Annotated in this window: 15 protein-coding genes; 10 read left to right on the top strand and 5 right to left on the bottom strand. The window is 66.1% G+C overall.

Annotated elements, in window-relative coordinates; genetic code table 11:
* Positions 1 to 35 precede the first annotated feature (35 nt).
* Positions 36 to 2672, bottom strand: a complete 2637-nt coding sequence (locus AB0L63_RS13720) for a serine/threonine-protein kinase (RefSeq protein ID WP_364499363.1) — start codon at positions 2670 to 2672, stop codon at positions 36 to 38.
* 484 nt (positions 2673 to 3156) lie between these two features.
* Between AB0L63_RS13720 and AB0L63_RS13725 the strand changes: the two genes are divergently transcribed.
* Positions 3157 to 4515 carry an amidase family protein gene (locus tag AB0L63_RS13725; protein ID WP_364500180.1) on the top strand — a complete coding sequence of 453 codons (1359 nt, stop codon included), beginning with the start codon at positions 3157 to 3159 and terminating at the stop codon, positions 4513 to 4515.
* A 109-nt stretch (positions 4516 to 4624) separates the two neighbouring features.
* Here AB0L63_RS13725 and AB0L63_RS13730 read toward each other — a convergent pair whose 3' ends face one another.
* Both AB0L63_RS13730 and AB0L63_RS13735 read right to left on the bottom strand, forming a co-directional pair.
* Positions 4625 to 5512: a LysR substrate-binding domain-containing protein gene (locus tag AB0L63_RS13730; RefSeq protein WP_364499365.1), complete on the bottom strand. Its 888-nt coding sequence runs from the start codon at positions 5510 to 5512 to the stop codon at positions 4625 to 4627.
* Positions 5513 to 6019: 507 nt separating this feature from the next.
* Positions 6020 to 7543 carry an aldehyde dehydrogenase family protein gene (locus tag AB0L63_RS13735; protein ID WP_364500183.1) on the bottom strand — a complete coding sequence of 508 codons (1524 nt, stop codon included), beginning with the start codon at positions 7541 to 7543 and terminating at the stop codon, positions 6020 to 6022.
* 295 nt (positions 7544 to 7838) lie between these two features.
* Here AB0L63_RS13735 and AB0L63_RS13740 point away from each other — a divergent pair, with 295 nt between their 5' ends.
* A complete protein-coding gene (locus AB0L63_RS13740) occupies positions 7839 to 9131 on the top strand; it encodes a helix-turn-helix domain-containing protein (RefSeq protein ID WP_364499368.1) in 1293 nt (430 codons plus the stop codon).
* 11 nt (positions 9132 to 9142) lie between these two features.
* On the opposite strand, the gene AB0L63_RS13745 is transcribed toward AB0L63_RS13740, so the two are convergent.
* Positions 9143 to 9403, bottom strand: a complete 261-nt coding sequence (locus tag AB0L63_RS13745) for a DUF2277 domain-containing protein (RefSeq protein ID WP_364499371.1) — start codon at positions 9401 to 9403, stop codon at positions 9143 to 9145.
* A gap of 372 nt (positions 9404 to 9775) precedes the next feature.
* Here AB0L63_RS13745 and AB0L63_RS13750 point away from each other — a divergent pair, with 372 nt between their 5' ends.
* Complete coding sequence (locus AB0L63_RS13750) at positions 9776 to 10609, top strand: DUF1266 domain-containing protein (RefSeq protein WP_364499374.1); 834 nt, start codon at positions 9776 to 9778, stop codon at positions 10607 to 10609.
* Here AB0L63_RS13750 and AB0L63_RS13755 read toward each other — a convergent pair.
* Entirely contained in the window at positions 10589 to 11536 is a 948-nt protein-coding gene (locus tag AB0L63_RS13755) for a hypothetical protein (RefSeq protein ID WP_364499377.1), read from the bottom strand. The two genes, AB0L63_RS13750 and AB0L63_RS13755, sit on opposite strands and share 21 nt — an antisense overlap.
* A gap of 354 nt (positions 11537 to 11890) precedes the next feature.
* Between AB0L63_RS13755 and ftsH the strand changes: the two genes are divergently transcribed.
* The 7 genes from ftsH to AB0L63_RS13790 all read left to right on the top strand — a co-directional run bounded on the left by ftsH (position 11891) and on the right by AB0L63_RS13790 (position 18545).
* Positions 11891 to 14272 (top strand): ATP-dependent zinc metalloprotease FtsH, encoded by a 2382-nt coding sequence (ftsH, locus tag AB0L63_RS13760; RefSeq protein ID WP_364499380.1) that lies wholly within the window; start codon positions 11891 to 11893, stop codon positions 14270 to 14272.
* A gap of 196 nt (positions 14273 to 14468) precedes the next feature.
* Positions 14469 to 15059, top strand: a complete 591-nt coding sequence (gene folE / locus AB0L63_RS13765) for a GTP cyclohydrolase I FolE (protein ID WP_364500186.1) — start codon at positions 14469 to 14471, stop codon at positions 15057 to 15059.
* A 116-nt stretch (positions 15060 to 15175) separates the two neighbouring features.
* Positions 15176 to 16003, top strand: coding sequence for a dihydropteroate synthase (gene folP / locus AB0L63_RS13770; protein ID WP_364500189.1), 828 nt, complete (start codon positions 15176 to 15178; stop codon positions 16001 to 16003).
* Positions 16000 to 16416 carry a dihydroneopterin aldolase gene (gene folB / locus AB0L63_RS13775; RefSeq protein WP_364499383.1) on the top strand — a complete coding sequence of 139 codons (417 nt, stop codon included), beginning with the start codon at positions 16000 to 16002 and terminating at the stop codon, positions 16414 to 16416. The genes folP and folB overlap by 4 nt, the downstream gene beginning before the upstream one ends.
* Entirely contained in the window at positions 16413 to 16946 is a 534-nt protein-coding gene (gene folK / locus AB0L63_RS13780; RefSeq protein ID WP_364499386.1) for a 2-amino-4-hydroxy-6-hydroxymethyldihydropteridine diphosphokinase, read from the top strand. The genes folB and folK overlap by 4 nt, the downstream gene beginning before the upstream one ends.
* 2 nt (positions 16947 to 16948) lie before the next feature.
* Positions 16949 to 17419, top strand: coding sequence for a DUF3180 domain-containing protein (locus tag AB0L63_RS13785; RefSeq protein WP_364500192.1), 471 nt, complete (start codon positions 16949 to 16951; stop codon positions 17417 to 17419).
* A 127-nt stretch (positions 17420 to 17546) separates the two neighbouring features.
* Positions 17547 to 18545 (top strand): DUF6779 domain-containing protein, encoded by a 999-nt coding sequence (locus AB0L63_RS13790; RefSeq protein WP_364499389.1) that lies wholly within the window; start codon positions 17547 to 17549, stop codon positions 18543 to 18545.
* The last annotated feature ends 135 nt before the right edge of the window (positions 18546 to 18680 follow it).

Here is an 18680-nt window from a genome sequence, read left to right on the forward strand (position 1 = left end):
GTCGGTCTCGCCTTGATCCGCGAAATCGGCAGCTGTCACGATCGCGGCTCCGGTACGGCGCGCCCGTCTTGCTCTGGCTCCACCGAAATCCGTTCGCGGTCAAGGGAATCCACCGATGCAACCACCCGCTCCAGTGCCCGCAGATCGGCCTCCAGAGCCCGGAAGAGCAGGTACGAGCCGATGAACGCGATGATCCCGCCCACACAGAGCACGCGCACCGCGCCGATCACCCTCGAAATATCGTCGGGTGGTAGGAAGGTCACCCCGGCGACGGCGAGCAGCGGCACCGAGGCCGCGATGGCCAGATAGCCGTTGGCGCGGCGGTCCAGACCGCGCAGCCACACCGCGTCCTCGGTGCTGATTTCCCCGTGCCGCAGGAAAAGCGGATAGATGCAGCGGACCATGTAGAAGGACACCAGGAAGAACGGATACGCCACCGCGATCGCGCCGCACACCACGATCGAGGTGAGGAAATGCACCAGCGCGCGTCCCGGCACATCCCCAGCCGCCAGTTGCAGCGCGATCGGGAAGGTGAAGCCGGCGAGCACCCAGAGCGAGAAGACCACCATGACCGCTCGATCTCCGAACAGCAGGGAATCCGCCCTGGCCAGCCGCAGTGTCTCCGCGTCATACCGGCGGTGGCGGCGCAGCCCGTACGGCACCGTGAGCATTCTTCGGGACATGTAGAGAATCAGCGCCGCGCCGAGCGGGAAGAAGATTGCGTTCACCACGGTGGTGATGATTACGAAGGTGCGCCCGGCATCCTCGGGCAGGCGGTCCACGATCAGATGTAGGTTGTGCTGGATGTTGTATGTCGAGGCAAGGATATTCGGGATGCCGATGGCCAGCGCGACGATCATCAGTCGCCACGCTCGCAGCCGCCGCCGCCAACTACCGGGCGGCGGGTCTACCAGGTCCCGGGCCCTGGCATCCAGGCACAGATCCAACTGCTTGGCAAGCATCGCGCCATTGGACCAGCGCCGCGTCCGATCCGATTCCAGACAGGTCAGCAACACCCGCCGCAGCGCTGCCGGACAGTCCGCCGGAACTCGTTGCAGCGCAGCGGTATCCACTCCAGCACTGCGGCGTTCCAGCATGCCCTCCAGCGCCGTATCGTCGCCTTGGTCGGTCACGCTCGCGGTGGAATCGTCGAACGGTTTCGCGCCGGTGAGCAACTCCCACAGCACCACGCCGAGGGAATAGATATCGGACCGGGTATCCAGATCCTCGGCCGTCCGTTCGCAGCCGGGATAGCAAGCCTCCAACTGCTCGGGCGACATATACGCCAGTGAGCCGCCGAAATAGGCCACCGGACTGGTGCCCGCCACATTGCGGCTGAAGCTGATATTGAAATCGGCCAGTTTCGGCACCGCCTCGGCGGTGAGCAGGATATTGGCCGGTTTCACGTCGCGGTGCAGCACGCCGTGCGCGGAGGCGTACTCCAGCGCCTCGGCCAATCTGCGGCCCAGCCAGGCCACGGTTTCCGGCCAGCTCAGTCCGGCGATCTCGGTGCGCACGCTGGAATCGGTCGGGCGGATTTCGCCCTTCTCCTCCATGGCCGCGTCGACCGCGTCGAGCAGCAGTTGTCCGCTGCGTTCGGTGGGTGGAGTCCGGCGCACCCAGCGCAGTACCCCCAGCAGTGTGCCGCCGGGCAGGAACTGCATATACAGCAGCCGGAGTCGGCGCATGGCCGGATCGTGGGCGTCCTCCGAGCCGAGCAGCCGCTGGTCGAAGACGCGCACGATGTAGTCGTGGTCGAGCTGGGCCAGGGTCTGCGGTTCGGTGCCGTGATCGTCGGAGATTTTCACCGCGACCAACCGCTGCAATGATCGCTGCCTGGCCAGGAATACCCGGGCGAAGGCGCCGCTGCCGAGGCCGGTGAGTAGGTCGAAATCGTCGATGGACTGACCGATCTCGATGCGATCGAGCGCGTTGAATTGCCCCGGACCGGTTCCGATCGTGGTCGGAATGGCGGTCGCCGTCTCGATGGAATCGACGGTGGCTCGAGTCACGTCGGTATTACGAACGGACCCCTGGGTTTGGTTCAGCCCGACGGTTTGGTCGGCCTGCACGGTTCGGTTCAGTTCGGCCGCCGCGCGCGTATTGGCGAACTCGGTCAGCACCGAATCCTCGAGCTTCGCCCGGCGGGTGCTCTGGTCGATATCGTCGGCATTGAGCAGCCTGTGCAATTCTGCCGCTTGATCGGGATATTCCCGTAGACAATCCTTCGGATCGACACGGTCACCGCTGTACCTGCGGATGACGAACTCTTCGTACACCAAACCGGCCGGAATGTTGCCCGGTTCGAGTTCCGGAAACTCGGCGCAGTAGTCGAAAAGCCGTTTGCGCGGCATCGGCGCGGTATTGGATTGGCGGCGCTCTCGGGCCGCTTCGTCGTCACGCTCCGCTACCGCCTCCGTGCCCGCCGCAGGGGCACGATGGATCCAACGATGTCGCAGGTCGACGCGGATCAATTCGATCAGCGCCGCCAGGCGCAGGGATTCGGCATCGGGGAGAAAGTCGGCGATCTCCGGTGGTCGACGCGACGATTCCCATGCGGTCGAGAAGGCATCGACCGCGTTGTTCTCGGCATGCGACAACGGTCCGCCCCAGGCTCTGGTCGGAGCGGCCTCGAGACCTGATCGGTGCGAATTTTCGCGTTGAGCACTCATTTTTCGGACCTAGCTGCTGAGCGGATCTCGAGTATCGGCCGTAGATGTGCCGGTGAATTTCCGCCACACCCGACGACATCGCCCGCTGAGCAGTAATCGAAATGATAACTTGCGCCTCAACAGCGGATCACCCGATTTCGACAACCGTGCGACTGGGGAGAACCAGCAGATGAACAACACAGCGGCGCGAGCGACGGGCGCTGAGGCGATAGCGGAGCGCGACCATGTAGCACCACGGGAGCGCCGCAAATCAGATACAGCGGCGCGCGCGGCGGTCGCTGAAATAGCCGAGCGCGACCACGGAACGACCCGGGAGCAGCGCCGTAAATCGAATTTCGCGACGGCCGCGGCGGATGACGGCACGGCGACGGATTCGACCGCGACGGATTCGACCGCTCCGGAGATCGAGGCCCCGGAGGGGCAGATCGCCCGTGGGGTCGCGGTGGGCGGGACCGACGCGGTACATGCTTCGATGGATTCCAGCATGCCACGCGAATCGGGCCTGTCACGCGGTCCGGCGGCGGCAATCGCGGCGAGTGTGCGCGACGGCTCGCTGACGCCGACCGAAACCGTCGATGCCGCCCTGGATCTGATCGCCGCCGGGAACCGAAAGACGAATGCGTTCACAGTCGTTCGCTCCGCCGAGGCGCGGGCCGAGGCACTCGCACTCGAACAGCGTTCCGATCTGGACCTGCTGCCGCTGGCGGGTGTGCCGATCGCGATCAAAAACAACATCGCGGTCGAGGGTGAATCGACACTCGCCGGTTCTACCGCGACCGATACCAGCCCGGAAACCGCCGACCATCCGGTGGTGCGCAGGCTGCGGGCCGCGGGCGCGGTGGTGGTCGGGCTGACCGCGGTCCCCGAGCTGGGACTGTGGGGTACGACTGAGAATGAGGGCCGCATCAGCCGCAACCCGTGGAATTCCGCGCGCAGTTGCGGCGGCTCGTCCGGCGGTTCGGCCGCGGCTGTCGCGGCCGGCTTGGTACCGGTGGCGCACGGTAATGACGGACTCGGTTCGGTGCGCATTCCCGCGGCCTGCTGCGGGGTGTTCGGGATCAAGCCGGGGCGGCATACCGTGCCCGCCGAGGTAGGTTTCGATTCCTGGTCCGGGATGGTCGAAAACGGTGTGCTCGCAACGACAGTCGGTGATGCCGCACTCGCGCTGTCGGTGCTGGCAGCACGCCCGGACCTAGCCGAGTTGGAGCTACCGGGCCGACTACGTATCGGGCTGGCCGTGGCGCCACCGTCCCGGTTGTTCCGGGTCGATCGGCACTGGACCGCGGCGGCTCGCACCGCTGCTTCGGCCGCCGCTGCGGCCGGACACCTCGTGGAATCCGCCACGCTGCCCTATGGCGAATCGCTCATCTCGGTCGGCCTGCGCTGGTTGGCATTCGGCGCGCGGGAGGGCGCGAATCTCGTCCACCCCGAACGGTTGCAGCGGCGCACCCGCCGCCACCTCGCACTCGGCCGGCTCGTCCAGCGGTTGCGGCTGGTGCGCCCGGCCCAGGTGGACCGGGTCGAGGCGCGACTGCTGGAATTCTTCGAGCGTTACGACGTGGTGATCACCCCGACGCTCGCCGCGCCACCGCCGCGGGCCAGGGCCTGGCACACCCTGGGTTGGCTCGCGAATGTTGTTATCGGCGCCCGGTATTCACCGTTCACACCACTGTGGAATCTGGTCGGATGGCCCGCAGCATCGATCCCGATGGGCATGCACCCGAGATCCGGAACGCCGGTCGCCGCGCAACTCGCCGGCCCGCCCGGCAGTGAATCGACCCTGCTGCGCCTCGCGGCTCAATTGGAAGCTATCCAGCCGTGGCGACGAATCGCTGGGACCTGACCACGACGGAACGAGTGTGACGAGCGACGTTCGCGCCCGTCTCGCGGCCGAGCGGCCGAAGCGCACGCGGCGTAGTCGCGAGCCTCGGCCGCGAGACAGCAGGGGGCTGCTAACTGGACGCAGGTTGACGCTGCACCGCGAAACCACCCTGCACCGCGCGTGCGGCGAATTCGAGGATGGTGGGCCGGTTGTCGTCGGCGCGCCAGGCCACCGCCAGTTCGCACGGGGCGAGGCCGGCGAGTGGGCGGGCGGTCAGACCCGGCCAGCGGTACATCGGCACATTGTTCTCGGCGAGCAGGCAGACGCCGAGGCCCAGGCTCACGGCCTCCAGCTTGTCCTCCGCGGTCGCCGCCTCGGCGCCGATCTTGGGCTGACGGCCATTGCGGGCATCGTTGCCGAGCCAGAAATCGCGCACCGCACCGGCCTCGGTGGGCAGTGCGATGAACGGCTCGTCCAGTAGATCGGCGAAGTCGACGGTCTCGTTCTCGGCCAGCGGGTGGTTCTCCGGCAACAGCACCCAGCGCGGCTCGGTGCGCAGCACCTGCCAGCGGTAGCGGTTCGGATCGGGTAGCGGCAGCCAGACCAGGGCGAGGTCAGCTTGCCGACCGGCCAGACCGCTGGACGGGTCGGTCCAGGAGGCGGCGTGCAGTGCGAGGCGGTGCCCGCTCGCGCTCTCCAGATCATTGAGCAGCCCTCGGCCGAGCGCGGACTGGATGCCGACGCGCAGTACCTCACCCGCCTCCTGGAGGGTGACGTTGGTGACCTCCCACAGCTCCAGGATCTTGCGGGCGCCTTCGAGCAGCTCCTTACCCGCGACGGTCAGCGCGACGCTGCGCTGGTTGCGGTCGAACAGGACCACGTCGAGCTGGCGTTCCAGCTGACGAATCTGACGCGACAGGGTGGGTTGAGCGATGTGCAGCCGCTGAGCGGCGTTAGTGAAGTGCAGTTCCTCAGCGACGGCGACGAAATACCGCAGGTCGCGCAAATGCGGGTCCATAGCCCCTTGCTATCAGAATCGGTCCTGAATTTCCAGCCTTTTGAGGCCGGAAAGTCTGGATATGGCAGCCGAAACAGTCGGCAGGTTTGTTAGACCCACAGCATATGGCTTGTCGTGGTCGTTTGCATCATCGACCCGGCGAATCTCTGGCACCCATGACCTGCGTTGCCGCACTCAAGTTAACTGGGCGTATGACCAGCAACAATGCGGCGGAGGTGGGTTCAAGGGGTGTGTCGGATCGGTGCCGAAGTGTGGTCGGTCACTGTCGAGAAACCGGCCCGCAATGAGGGTGACCAGTTTTTGTGATGTTAGTCACAATTACGTTTGCCGCCTCGCTCGAAAGGTCCGTTACTGCCGCCGTGTGGGCCCGCGAACGCGCGAAGGCGCCGTGGTCGATGACACGACCACGGCGCCTTCGTATCTCGGTTCAGAGGCTGCGCGCCCGATCCTTGTGCCCTCCGTGGTGACGCTGCGCTACCGCCTGCGCGCCCGTCGCTCGCTCCGCGGTTACTTCTTGTCTCCCTTGAGTTTCAGGACCGCCGCAATGTCGATGCGCCGCAGTCCGCGCGCCCCAGCGGCACGCATCGCGCCGAGCCCGAACAGCACCTTCGGCATCTGGTACGGGAACCAGAGCAGTTCCTTCTGCTGGGTCGGCAGGATCGGCGTGGTGATCGCCTTCTGCCTGCAGTACTTGCGTACTCCGTTCGGACCGCCCCAGCGCGCGCCGACACCGGACTGTCCCCAGCCGCCCATCGGCAGCGCGAAGCTGAACAGGTTGACGAAGACGTCGTTGATATTCACCGCGCCTGCGTTCAGGGCGCGGGCCACACGTTCGCCGCGCTCCTTGTCGGCGGTCCACACCGAGGCGGACAGACCGTAGATCGAATCATTGGCCAGCCGAACGGCTTCGGCTTCGTCGGCGACCTTGATCACCGGCAGGGTCGGGCCGAAGGTTTCCTCGGTAATGCAGGACATGGTGTGGTCGACATCGACGAGCACGGTCGGTTCGAACAGGGTGCCGACACCAGTGCGCTTACCGCCGGTAGTCACCTTGGCGCCAGCCGCGACGGCCTCGTCGACATGCCGCTGCACGATCTGAACCTGATTCTCATTGGCCAGCGCGCCCACATCGTGGTTGGGCTCGCGACCGTCGAGACCCTGGCGCAGATTCTTGACGGCATCGGTGAGCTTGCCGACGAATTCGTCGTAGACCGGAGCCTCGACATACACCCGCTCCACCGAAATGCAGACCTGGCCCGAGTTGAACATGCCGCCGAAGGTGATGCCGTGCGCGGCCCGATCCAGATCGGCGTCGGCCAGCACGATCGCCGGATCCTTACCACCCAATTCCAGGCTGTAGGGAATCATCCGCTCAACACAGGCGGCGGCGATTTTGCGTCCGGTTGCGGTCGAACCGGTGAACTGGATGTAGTCGGCATTCTCGACCACCGCGGCACCGGTCGCACCGGCGCCGGTGACCACGGCGAAGACCGGCGGCGCACCGATTTCGGCCCAGCCCCTTGCCAATTCGAGCGCCGAAAGCGGCGTCACCTCCGACGGCTTGAGGATCACCGCGGCGCCGGCGGCCAGCGCCGGGATCACATCGATGACCGGCATGGCCAGCGGGAAGTTCCACGGCGTGATCACGCCGACCACCGGATACGGTTCGTACACCGTGGTCAACTTCTTGACCCGGGCCAGCGGGCTATGCGGCGAGGGATGGTCGTCGGCGAGGAATTTGGCGGCCCGGCGCGCGTAGTAGCCGATCAGATCGGTGGAGAAGGCCGGGTCGATCAGCGCGTCCACCCGTGGTTTGCCCGTCTCGGCTTGCATCACATCGGCCAGCTGCTCGGTGTTGTCGATGATCCAGTCCTGCAGCTTCAGCAGCCATTCCTTGCGCCCGTCGGGGCCGATGGCCTCCCATTCCGGCTGGTACAGGCGCAGTTCGCGGATCTTGGCCGCGACCGCGTCGGCGCTCTCGTTCGGCACGGTGCCGACCACCGCGCCGGTGCCCGGATTGCGCACCTCGATCAGTGCCGCAGCGGTGTCCGATTCGCGGCGCTCCCGGGTCGCTGCGTGGTCACGCTCCGCCACCGCCTCCGCGCCCGTCGCTCGCGCGGTGGGCGCTGGTGTCTTTCGTGTGGTTTGCTTCTCGGCCGCGCCCGGCACTGTATCGCTCACGCTGTTCTCCCACTGACGTTGTGCTGTGCACTGTGGTGAATCAGTGCGCTGACTATGATCGTGGCACAAGATTGCAACACTTTCTTGGCCTGATTTGTCAACGAACTCGGGAATTTTTGGTCTTGAAGCACAATTCGGAGGATCAATGACCACCGGCCACCCGGCGGCGATCAGCACCGACAGCGCGGTGGTCCGCGACTGGCTCGCCGAATACGTCTACGAGACCATGCGCACCCAGGCCCTCGAACAGGTCGTCGACCGCCTCGACAACGCGGTCATTGCGCACATTCCGGAATTCACCGATCGAGATATACGCCGTGACCTGGCCGCGAGTACCCGCGCCCACGCCAGGGTCGTGCTCGCCAACCTCACCAGCGACACCATCGAATTCGCCCTGCCGGAAGAGGCGCACGCCTTCGCCAGAACCCTCGCCCGGCGCGGTTATGACCTGCGGCTGCTACTGCGGACCTACCACATCGGGCAGGAGGCGGTACTCGACTACATGACCGAAGCCGTCGACGAACGGCGGCCACCGCCCGAAATCGAGCGGGCGGTGATGCTGCGACTGTTCGAGCGTTCCACCAAATGGGTCAGCATGTCGGTGGAGACGCTCACCGACACCTACATGGAGGAACGCGAGCGCGTCATGCGTGCGGCGCTCAACCGGCGCACCGAAATCGTGCGCACCCTGCTCGCCGGTGCCGAACTCGATGTCGACCAGGCCTCGGTCCGGCTCGGTTATCGACTTACCAAGCAGCACTTGGCATTTGTGCTGTGGACCGATGGAATCACCGGTGAGCCGGACGGCGAGTCGAGCGGGCTGCTGGATCGGGTGGCGACGCGATTGGGCACGGCGCTCGGCAGTAGCCAGGTGCTCACTGTCACCTCGGGCGCGAGCGGCATATGGGCTTGGGCTGGTTTGGACGATGACGCGCATGCCGCCGAATTGGCGGTGCGAGGGGCGATCGAGCGGATCGTGCTCGGTCAGGTCGAGCCGCCGGTGCGGGTCGCGTTCGGGGTGCCCGCGCCGCAGGCCGCCGGGTTCCGGCAGAGCCATCACGAGGCCGTCGCGGCCAGGCAGGTCGCCGAGCGTGGTCCGGCGGATCGAGCGCGGGTCACCGCATATCGCGAGGTGGAGATCGCCTATCTGGCGGGCGCCGACGACGCGGCCATGCGCGGTCTGATCGGGCGCGAATTGCGCGCGCTCGCGGGCCGTGATGTCACTGCCACCCGCCTACGCGAAACACTGCACGCATATCTGAAAAGCCATCGCAGCCCGGAGGCCACGGCGAAATTACTCGGTGTGCACAAGAACACGGTCCGCTATCGGATCCAACGGATCGAGGAACTGCTCGGCCATCCGATCGGAGCGCGTAGTCTGCCGCTGGAGATCGCACTGGCCTGCGTCGCCACTTACGGCGCAGACGCCCTACCTTGAAACGCTACGAACTACTCCGCCTCCGCGACCTCGCGATCGTGGCGCAGCGGTGGTTCGGTGACCGGTGCGACCCGCACATCCGGTAAATCCGCGAGCAATTGCGTGGTCGCTGCCGCGATGACGTTCACCGCCTTGTCGACAGCTGCCTTGGTTGTGGTGCTCAGGCCGGACACGCCACCGACCGTACGCACGTACTGCACTGCGGCAGCATAGATTTCCTGCTCGGTAGGCGCAGGATCCAACCCACGAAGGAGGGTGATGTTGCTACTCATGCGAGCACATTAGCGGTGTTTGCGCTCTGTTGTCGGCCGCACGAGCGCGGCTCTGTTATCGGCCGCGCGGGCGCGGCGTGTTCGCGGCCCCCTTCAGCCTCGCGACTGACCCTTTCGAGCGACCTGCATGCAGTCGCTAGCGGCGCCGTCGAGACTCGCGACTTCGTCGCATGCGCTTCGACGACTCGGCTGTGTTCGATGACCGCGCCTACGGCGCGGACGCGAGACGGGCCGCGAACTCCTCGCTCGTAAGACTCGCTCCATGGTGGCCGGCAGTGCGGATGGGGTCGGTCGCACACCGAGTAATCGATACCCGCGAATTCGGTTCCGATTACACAGGTTCATCCAAGATCGATGGGGAACAATCGGGGTATGCCTGGCCGCGGTGTACCTACCTTGACGACATTCCCCTATGCCGAGCTCGACAAGCGGGAAGAGGACCATTGGTCCGGCGCGGCGGTATCGGAGGACGAGCTGCGCGCGCTCGCACTCGGTGGCTTCTATTCGGCGCGCTGGGATGCCTTCCACGATGCGCTGCTGCTCGGCCCCGAGCGCGACCATCCGCTGGGTGACCGGCGCGAACTCGCTATCGATACACTCACCGGCGCGTGGGGCATCACCGACGGCACCGAGGCGCGAGCCTCCATGGAGCAACTGCTGGAAGGGATGCACGCGCCGTTATACGCGATGGTGCATCCGTTGGTGATGGCATCGATCAATGCCAGTGAACGCGACCGGTTCGGTGAGCGGGCCGATCGGCATCGGGCCTTCCTGCGTCAGGTCGGCTCGTTCCGGGGGATGGACAATCCCGAGGCGCTGGTCCGCGATTACGACATCTGGTCGCAGGCGATCAAAATCGGTTTCACCGATCATTTGGCCCGCCCGCTGCCGAGCGATATCCATGCCTGGGATCTGGCCCGGGTGGTCGCGGTGGCGCGAATGGCCTTCACCGCCGGCTATCTCGATGCCGAGGTGGCCTGGGACTATCTGATGCGCGCACTGCCGCTGGCCCAGCGCAAATACCAGAATTGGCGCCAATTCGGCGATGCCTACCTGACCGGCTGGACCTACTGGCAGGCCTGTGAGGATCTGGCCGAACTCAAGAAGGGCGGCGTGGATCGGCGCATGGAACTATTGCGCCTGTGGTTGCGTCCGACCAGCCCGTGGCGACGGATCACGCTGCAATCAGTGCCCGTCGGGGAGTGAGCGCAGAATTCCGCGGCCGTAGCGCTGGAACTGTCCGTCATCGACCATGCCCAGGGAATGCCGCTCCACCAGCAACTCCCATTCGGAATAGAGCTGGGCGACACCAGGATCGGCCGGCCCCGCCGCGCTGTCGGCCGAATCGCGCCGGACGGCGAAATTCACCGCGCAGGTGACGCGCTCGGAATCGGCCCGATCGGTACCGGTGAAGTGCAGTGTGACGTTTCCGTCGTGCACATCGATACCGGTCTCGCCGCGCACCGAGCCGATCTCACCGGGCGTCGACATGGCGCCATCGGTCGTACGTGCCCACATGACTACCGGGATGGGGAGTTCGTGCGCATACCGTTCGCCGGGGCCGATGGAGATGAACAGCAGCCGTCCGGTGGTCGCGGCCAGCAGGCCGGGGCCGGTGCCCGCGGGTGACTGCGCCACGACGATGGCGGTCTCCAGCACGTATTCATCGACGGTGACGTATCGATGCAGAGCGGCTATTGCCGCCTTGGCTTCGTGTTTCGTTGCCATCCGCCGCACGGCTCGATCCACATCGGCTCGGGTGGGCCCGCTCGTACCCCACTGCGGGGCCGGCGGCTGTAGATCGGGTGCGGCCACATCGATGCGCTGGCTGGCCAGGATCTGATCGTTGATGCGTTCGACGATTTCGGCGGCCGCTGGGAAATCGTGTTCGGCGATCAGTACCGGCAACGGGGTGCGGTCGGCGGGCACACCCGTGAGGACGGGCGTCGGATAACGCAGATAGATCTCGATGACGACCGCATCGTCGGCGCGCCGGTTCAGCCGAACCTTGAGCAGATCGGTGACCGGCACATCCAGTACGCACTCGCCATCGCTGCCCGGGCGTAGAACGATCAGTCGTCCACGGCCGTGCCGCAGTATCGCTGTGGGTGTCCGTAGCTCAACTATGTCCATACCCCCTGCGCTCTGTTTGATCCGCGGTGCTCCCGGGGCCCTACGTGGTTACGCAAGCTACCGCCTTCGGGCCCGCCGCTCGCTCTGCGGCTATGTGTCGTCGCTCACGATAGGCCGAACATGACATGATTGTGACCACTTGGCGTAACCCGACCGGAGACTTCGGGAACCACGGACGTTCCCCGACCGTTTACCTGTCGAACTACACCAGCTGCCGAACTGCGCGATGTATCGACTAGACCGTACGCGGTAACGTGGCATGTCCGCATCCGGACCACCGGACGGGACGCGCCCAACGCCACGCTAGGCATGCACCGGAGACACCGGAAAGGACTGGCCGCCCGGCCTCGCTCTATGAACCGCAAGACTGTGTTTCGCACCCTGGCCATAGTCTCGGGCATCTTGCTCGTGATCTATGCGTTCAGCTATTTCGGCAATGACACGCGCGGCTGGAAGAGTGTCGATACCTCGGTGGCGTTGAGTCAACTAAACGACAAGAGCAACGTCAAGAACGTCCAGATCGACGATCGCGATCAGCAGCTGCGCATCGAGCTGAACAACGGGAACGACGCCACTTCCGGCTCGAAGAAGATCCTTGCCAAGTATCCGGGCGGCAGTGAGACCTCCAATCAGGTGTTCGATGCCGTGCAGAAGTCCGGCGCGCCATTCAACACCGTGGTCAAGCAGGACAGCTGGTTCACCCAGATCCTGCTGCTCGTGCTGCCGATGGTGATCTTGTTGGGCCTGTTCATCTTTGTGATGTCGCGCATGCAGGGCGGTGGTCGCGGCGGCATGATGGGCTTCGGTAAGTCGAAGGCCAAACAGCTGTCCAAGGACATGCCCAAGACCACCTTCGCGGATGTGGCCGGCGCCGACGAGGCCGTCGAAGAGCTCTACGAGATCAAGGATTTCCTGCAGAACCCGGTTCGCTACCAGGCGCTGGGCGCGAAGATCCCGAAGGGCGTGCTGCTCTACGGCCCGCCCGGTACCGGTAAGACCCTGCTGGCGCGTGCCGTCGCGGGTGAGGCCGGGGTGCCGTTCTTCACCATCTCCGGTTCGGACTTCGTCGAAATGTTCGTCGGTGTCGGCGCTTCCCGCGTGCGCGACCTGTTCGAACAGGCCAAGCAGAACAGCCCGTGCATCATCTTCGTCGACGAGATCGACGCGGTCGGCCGCCAGCGAGGCGCCGGTCTCGGCGGTGGTCACGATGAGCGCGAGCAGACCCTGAACCAGTTGCTGGTCGAGATGGACGGCTTCGGCGATCGCACCGGCATCATCCTGATCGCCGCGACCAACCGCCCCGACATCCTCGATCCGGCACTGCTGCGGCCGGGCCGCTTCGACCGGCAGATCCCGGTCAGCAATCCGGATCTGGCCGGGCGGCGGGCCATCCTGCGGGTGCATTCGCAGGGCAAGCCGATCTCGCCCGAGGCCGATCTCGACGGGCTGGCCAAGCGCACCGTCGGCATGTCCGGCGCGGATCTGGCCAATGTCGTCAACGAGGCCGCCCTGCTCACCGCCCGGGAGAACGGCGCGGTGATCACCGGCGAGCAGCTCGAGGAATCGGTGGATCGCGTCATCGGTGGTCCGCGCCGCAAGAGCCGCATCATCAGCGAGCACGAGAAGAAGATCACCGCCTACCACGAGGGCGGCCACACCCTGGCCGCTTGGGCGATGCCGGATATCGAGCCGGTCTATAAGGTGACCATCCTGGCCCGCGGCCGCACCGGCGGCCACGCCATGACGGTGCCCGAGGACGACAAGGGCCTGATGACCCGCTCGGAGATGATCGCCCGCCTGGTCATGGCGATGGGCGGCCGCGCCGCCGAGGAACTGGTGTTCCACGAGCCGACCACCGGCGCGTCCTCGGATATCGACCAGGCCACCAAGATCGCGCGCGCGATGGTCACCGAATACGGCATGAGCGCACGTCTGGGTGCGGTGCGCTACGGCCAGGAGCAGGGCGACCCGTTCCTCGGTCGTTCGATGGGCATGGGTTCGGACTATTCGCATGAGGTCGCCGGCGCCATCGACGAGGAGGTGCGCAACCTGATCGAGGCCGCGCACACCGAGGCGTGGGCCATCCTCAACGAGTATCGCGATGTGCTCGATGTGCTCGCCACGGCGCTGCTGGAGCGGGAGACCTTGCACCGCAAGGATCTCGAGGAGATCCTTGCCGCGGTGGACAAGCGGCCGCGCATCACGGCGTTCAACGATTTCGGCGAGCGCGTGCCCTCGGATAAGCCGCCGGTGAAGACCCCGGGCGAACTGGCCGCCGAACGCGGCGAGCCGTGGCCACCGCAGGAGCCGGCGCGGCCGAAGCTGCCACAGCGGGAACCCGCCGCCGCGGCGAATGGCTATCCGGACGGCGGTTACCAGGAACCGCGCTACGGCGGCTACGCCGAGCCACCGGCGACCGGTTACCCGTTGCCGCAGGCGCCGCCTCCGGCCTACCCGCGTCAGGGCGCGACGCACGGTTCGCGACCGGATTACGGTGCCCCGGCCGGTTGGTCGGCGCCGGGTTGGCCGCCGCGCGACGAGTCGCAGCAGCAGTCGGGTCAGTCCGGCTATGGCGGCTGGCCAGCCGAGCCGCAAACGCGTCACGGCTATTCGCAGCCGCAGCAGCCATGGGAGCAGCCGGGCCACGGCAACGACGCCTATGACGAACCCACCAATGGCACCGGGAATAACGAGGGCGAGAACCACCATTGGGATGGACCGAACGGTCGGCGCTGACACAGGCCGATTAGGCTCGACCATTTGGGTGCGGGGTGATGCCTCGCACCCGAGATTTTGGAGGTGTCCTCGATTGTCGGCCAACAATCACGTAGGTGGCTCAACGTATGTGAGCGGCGGTGCCATTGCGAACGCCAGCGCTCTCGATGAAGCGGATAGGGCCGGGTACAACGGAGCAGGACCGGCCGGGCCGGAATTGATCGCACTGGAGACCGGCCGCCCCTTCGATCAAGCCCGCGCCGAGGCCGCGGTTCGAGAGTTGCTGATCGCGGTCGGCGAGAATCCGGACCGGCCCGGCCTGATCGATACGCCCGCACGGGTCGCCCGCGCCTATCGGGAGACGTTCGCCGGGCTCTATCTGGAGCCGGATTCGGTCCTGAACACCACCTTCGACGAGGGGCACCAGGAGTTGGTGCTGGTTCGCGATATCCCGCTGTACTCGACCTGTGAACACCACCTGGTGTCCTTCCACGGCGTCGCGCATGTCGGTTACATTCCCGGCCCGCACGGCCGGGTGACCGGACTGTCCAAACTGGCCAGGCTGGTCGATCTGTACGCCAAGCGACCGCAGGTGCAGGAGCGGCTGACCAGCCAGATCGTCGATGCCATCATGCGCAAGCTGGATCCGCGCGGTGCCATTGTCGTGGTCGAGGCCGAGCACCTGTGCATGGCCATGCGCGGTATCCGCAAGCCCGGTGCCAGCACCACCACCTCCGCCGTGCGCGGTCTGCTGCAGTCCAACGCCGCCTCGCGGGCCGAGGCCCTCGATCTGATCCTGCGGAAGTGAGGCACCGCGCGGTGTCGTCCCACGCCCCCGATCCCCTCCGGAGCAGCGTCGCGCCGCGCGGTGTTGTTTCGAGCGACCTGCAAGCAATCGCTAGCGGTGAGCGCTCCTGCGTGGTCATGGGCGTGGTGAACGTCACCAGCGATTCGTTCTCCGATGGCGGCCGCTATCTGGATCCGAGCCTGGCCATCGCACACGGCATCGAGCTGTACGAGGCGGGCGCCGACATTATCGATATCGGTGGCGAATCGACCCGGCCCGGTGCGGTGCGGGTCGACCCGGAAACCGAGGCCGCACGAGTGGTTCCGGTCATTCGCGGCCTGGTAGCAGCCGGTGTGCCGACCAGCGTGGACACCATGCGGGCCAGTGTCGCCGCGGCGGCGATCGCGGCCGGAGTTTCGGTCGTCAACGATGTCTCCGGTGGCCGCGCCGACCTCGATATGGTGAAAGTAGTTGCGGCGGCAGAGGTTCCGTGGATTCTCATGCACTGGCGGGCGGGCGCGGATTATCGACACACCGGTCCGGCCGACCACTACGACGATGTGGTCGCCGAGGTGCTCGCCGAATTGACCGCGCAGGTGGAACTGGCCGTTGCGGCCGGTGTGGACCGGTCCCGGCTGGTACTCGATCCCGGCCTCGGATTTGCCAAGAACGCCGAACACAATTGGGCGCTGCTCGGTGCGCTGCCCGAATTGGTCGGCCACGGGCTGCCGATACTCATCGGCGCCTCCCGGAAACGTTTCCTCGGTGCCCTGCTCGCCGACGCCGCGGGTCCGCGCCCACCCGACGGCCGGGAAATCGCCACCGCGACGGTGTCGGCGCTGGCCGCCCTGCACGGGGCCTGGGGTGTGCGCGTCCACGATGTGCGGGCCTCGCTGGATGCCATTGCTGTGACCGACGCCTGGCAGCGCGCCGCCCGAAACAGCACCCGAGGAGTCGCGCTATGACGGCAGCATCGCGCGGCGATTCGTCGCGAGGCGATGGCCGGGCGATGGACCGGATCGAGTTGCGCGGCCTGCGCGCCTACGGCTATCACGGCTGTTTCGACTATGAACGCCGCGACGGCCAGGAATTCCTGGTCGATCTGACGGTGTGGGTCGATTTCGCCACGGCCGCGGCCACCGACGACCTCGCGAACACCATCGACTACGGCGCCCTCGCCGAGCGCGCCGTGCGGATCATCCAGGGTCCGCCGCGCAATCTCATCGAAAAGGTGGTCGCCGAGATCGCCGACGATGTGATGACCGATCCCCGCATCGAGGCGGTCGAGGTCGTCGTGCACAAACCATCGGCGCCGATTCCGCATACCTTCGCCGATGTCCGCGTGGTCACTTCGCGGCAGCGGGGAGGGGTGGCATGAGTAGCGCCGTTTTGTCGATCGGCTCGAATCTGGGCGATCGGCTCGCGCATCTGCGCAGTGTTGTCGAAGGGCTCGGGCCGCGGGTCGTCGCGGTTTCGCCGGTGTACTCGACCGCGCCGTGGGGCGGTGTCGAACAGGACGACTATCTCAATGCCATTGTGCTGGTTGATGATCCGGAGTTCGGCGCGCACGATTGGCTGCGCTTCGGCCAGCAGTTGGAACAGGCCGCCGGGCGGATACGCGACGTGCGTTGGGGTGCGCGCACTGTCGATGTCGATGTGGTGTGGTGTGCCGAGGACGGCGTGGTCTGCCGCAGCGACGATCCGGTATTGACCCTGCCGCATCCGCAGGCGCACAACCGGGCGTTTGTACTCATCCCGTGGCTGGATGTGCAGCCGGACGCGGAACTCGAGGTCGATGGAACCGTGCGGCCGGTGCGCGACCGGCTCGCCGAACTCGACGCGGCCGAACGTGCGGGTGTCCGGCCGACCGAATTCTTGCTGTCGGGAGCCGCGGAGGGATCGGTGTGAAACTGAGGCCGACCCGGATCCTCGATCTCATCGGAAATGTCGTTGTCGCGGCCCTTATCGCCTGGGTGCTCACCCGGATGGCCTATGGCAGTTTCCCGCCGATTTCGATTTACGCGGGCGCATCGCTTTATCCGGTGGCCGCGATCGAAGCGGCGCTCGGCTTCGTAATCCGGGCACGGGTCAATGAACATCAGATCGGTGACGGCATCCATCAGCTGCATCCGATCACCGCGGCCCGCGCGGTCGCATTGGCCAAGGCGTCCGCGCAGGTCGGCTCGCTTGCTGCTGGTGTCTGGCTGGGTTTCCTTTTCTGGGTCTTTCCACAGCGCGACACCTTGAATGCGGCGGGTGCGGATAGTCCCGGCGCCATTGTCGGGATGCTGGCGGGGGTGGCTTTGGTAGCTGCGGCACTATGGCTCGAGTATTGCTGCCGGGCTCCCGAGGACCCTTCAGATGATCCGGCAACTACATAGCAAATAATCCCGCCGGAATCACCGTGTGAGAATCTGGGCGCGGCTGGCTGATCAAGCTACCCTTGCGTGCATGGTTTCCCCCTCGCGTAGCAGCACCTCTCGTCGACGGCGGGACGAAGCGGGAAAATTGTTCATCGGCGTATTGATTCTGCTCGGTCTGGTTGCCAGCGTTTTCCTGGTTTTCAGTGACCGTCTGCAGTTCGTCCGGATCGGCTTGGTGGCGGCGCTGTGGGCGGCCGTCATCGGCGCTTTGGCCGCGACGCGGTACCGCAAGGAAGCCACGATCGATAAGGCCAAGGTTCGTGACCTGCAGACCGTGTACGAGCTCCAGTTGGAACGCGAGGTGACCGCCCGCCGCGAATACGAGCTCGGCGTCGAGGCGCGGGTGCGCGCGGAGGTGGGTGCTGATGCGGCCGAAATGGCCGCCCTGCGCGCTGAACTCACTGTGCTCCGGCAGAGCCTGCAGCGGCTGTTCGACGGTGATCTGCCGATGGATCGTCCCGCGTTGCGCGCCGATGCGACCCGGATTCACGAGTTGCCGATCGCATTCGGAAATTCGTCCGACAGTAGCTCGGCGAATGCCGACAGCTGGCTGGACATGGCGTTTCAGCAATCTCGTAGCACCTTCACCCCGGTCTTCGAAACGGATCATCCGGAGGCCCCGCAGTTCGCCAGCCCCTTCGACGATCCGGTGACCGCGGAGACCGCGGTCGTCTCCGTCGACGATGACGCCGAGATCGCCGACGCCGAAGTCGACTATGGCCGCGATACCGACCAGCTCGGCGCCACTACCGGCTGGGCCGATGCGTTCACCGAGGACCCGGAGAAGACCGGTGTCGCGCCACGCCTGCAGCCGCTGGAGTACACCGTACCGCCGCGCTTGTCGCCGGATCCGAACTCGTCCGAGGTCGAGTCGCACGACTTCTCGACACCGGAGCAGTACACACCGCCCCGACAGCCCGAGCCCGCCCCGCGACCGACGACCGCGGTCCCGCCAATGGGCACCAGTACCTCCCGTCGCCGTCGCCGCGTCGATCCGGACGCCGACTCCGGCAACTCCTCGCGCCGACTTTCGGTGGCCGAGATCATGGCGAACCTGCAGTCGGAGGAAAATGGACGCAAGTAACCCGTTCCCGTAGCCAGAGCGTGAGTTCGGCCACTTAGGCAACCGCGGCGAAGCGAGTCTTACGAACGACCCGTTCGCGGCCCGTCTCGCGTCCGCGCGCAGACGCGGCAGGTCAGGCACCGCCGAGCGGTCGAA

This window comes from Nocardia sp. NPDC051990 (assembly GCF_040680755.1).
In the GTDB taxonomy this organism is placed as follows: Bacteria; Actinomycetota; Actinomycetes; order Mycobacteriales; family Mycobacteriaceae; genus Nocardia.

Excerpts from the sequence above, each read along its gene's own strand:
- AB0L63_RS13750 (WP_364499374.1), top strand. The coding sequence starts at position 9,776 with ATGCCTGGCCGCGGTGTACCTACCTTGACGACATTCCCCTATGCCGAG.
- folB (WP_364499383.1), top strand. The coding sequence starts at position 16,000 with ATGACGGCAGCATCGCGCGGCGATTCGTCGCGAGGCGATGGCCGGGCG.
- AB0L63_RS13740 (WP_364499368.1), top strand. The coding sequence starts at position 7,839 with ATGACCACCGGCCACCCGGCGGCGATCAGCACCGACAGCGCGGTGGTC.
- AB0L63_RS13755 (WP_364499377.1), bottom strand. The coding sequence starts at position 11,536 with ATGGACATAGTTGAGCTACGGACACCCACAGCGATACTGCGGCACGGC.
- folP (WP_364500189.1), top strand. The coding sequence starts at position 15,176 with ATGGGCGTGGTGAACGTCACCAGCGATTCGTTCTCCGATGGCGGCCGC.
- folK (WP_364499386.1), top strand. The coding sequence starts at position 16,413 with ATGAGTAGCGCCGTTTTGTCGATCGGCTCGAATCTGGGCGATCGGCTC.
- AB0L63_RS13730 (WP_364499365.1), bottom strand. The coding sequence starts at position 5,512 with ATGGACCCGCATTTGCGCGACCTGCGGTATTTCGTCGCCGTCGCTGAG.
- AB0L63_RS13725 (WP_364500180.1), top strand. The coding sequence starts at position 3,157 with ATGCCACGCGAATCGGGCCTGTCACGCGGTCCGGCGGCGGCAATCGCG.
- AB0L63_RS13745 (WP_364499371.1), bottom strand. The coding sequence starts at position 9,403 with ATGAGTAGCAACATCACCCTCCTTCGTGGGTTGGATCCTGCGCCTACC.
- AB0L63_RS13720 (WP_364499363.1), bottom strand. The coding sequence starts at position 2,672 with ATGAGTGCTCAACGCGAAAATTCGCACCGATCAGGTCTCGAGGCCGCT.
- ftsH (WP_364499380.1), top strand. The coding sequence starts at position 11,891 with ATGAACCGCAAGACTGTGTTTCGCACCCTGGCCATAGTCTCGGGCATC.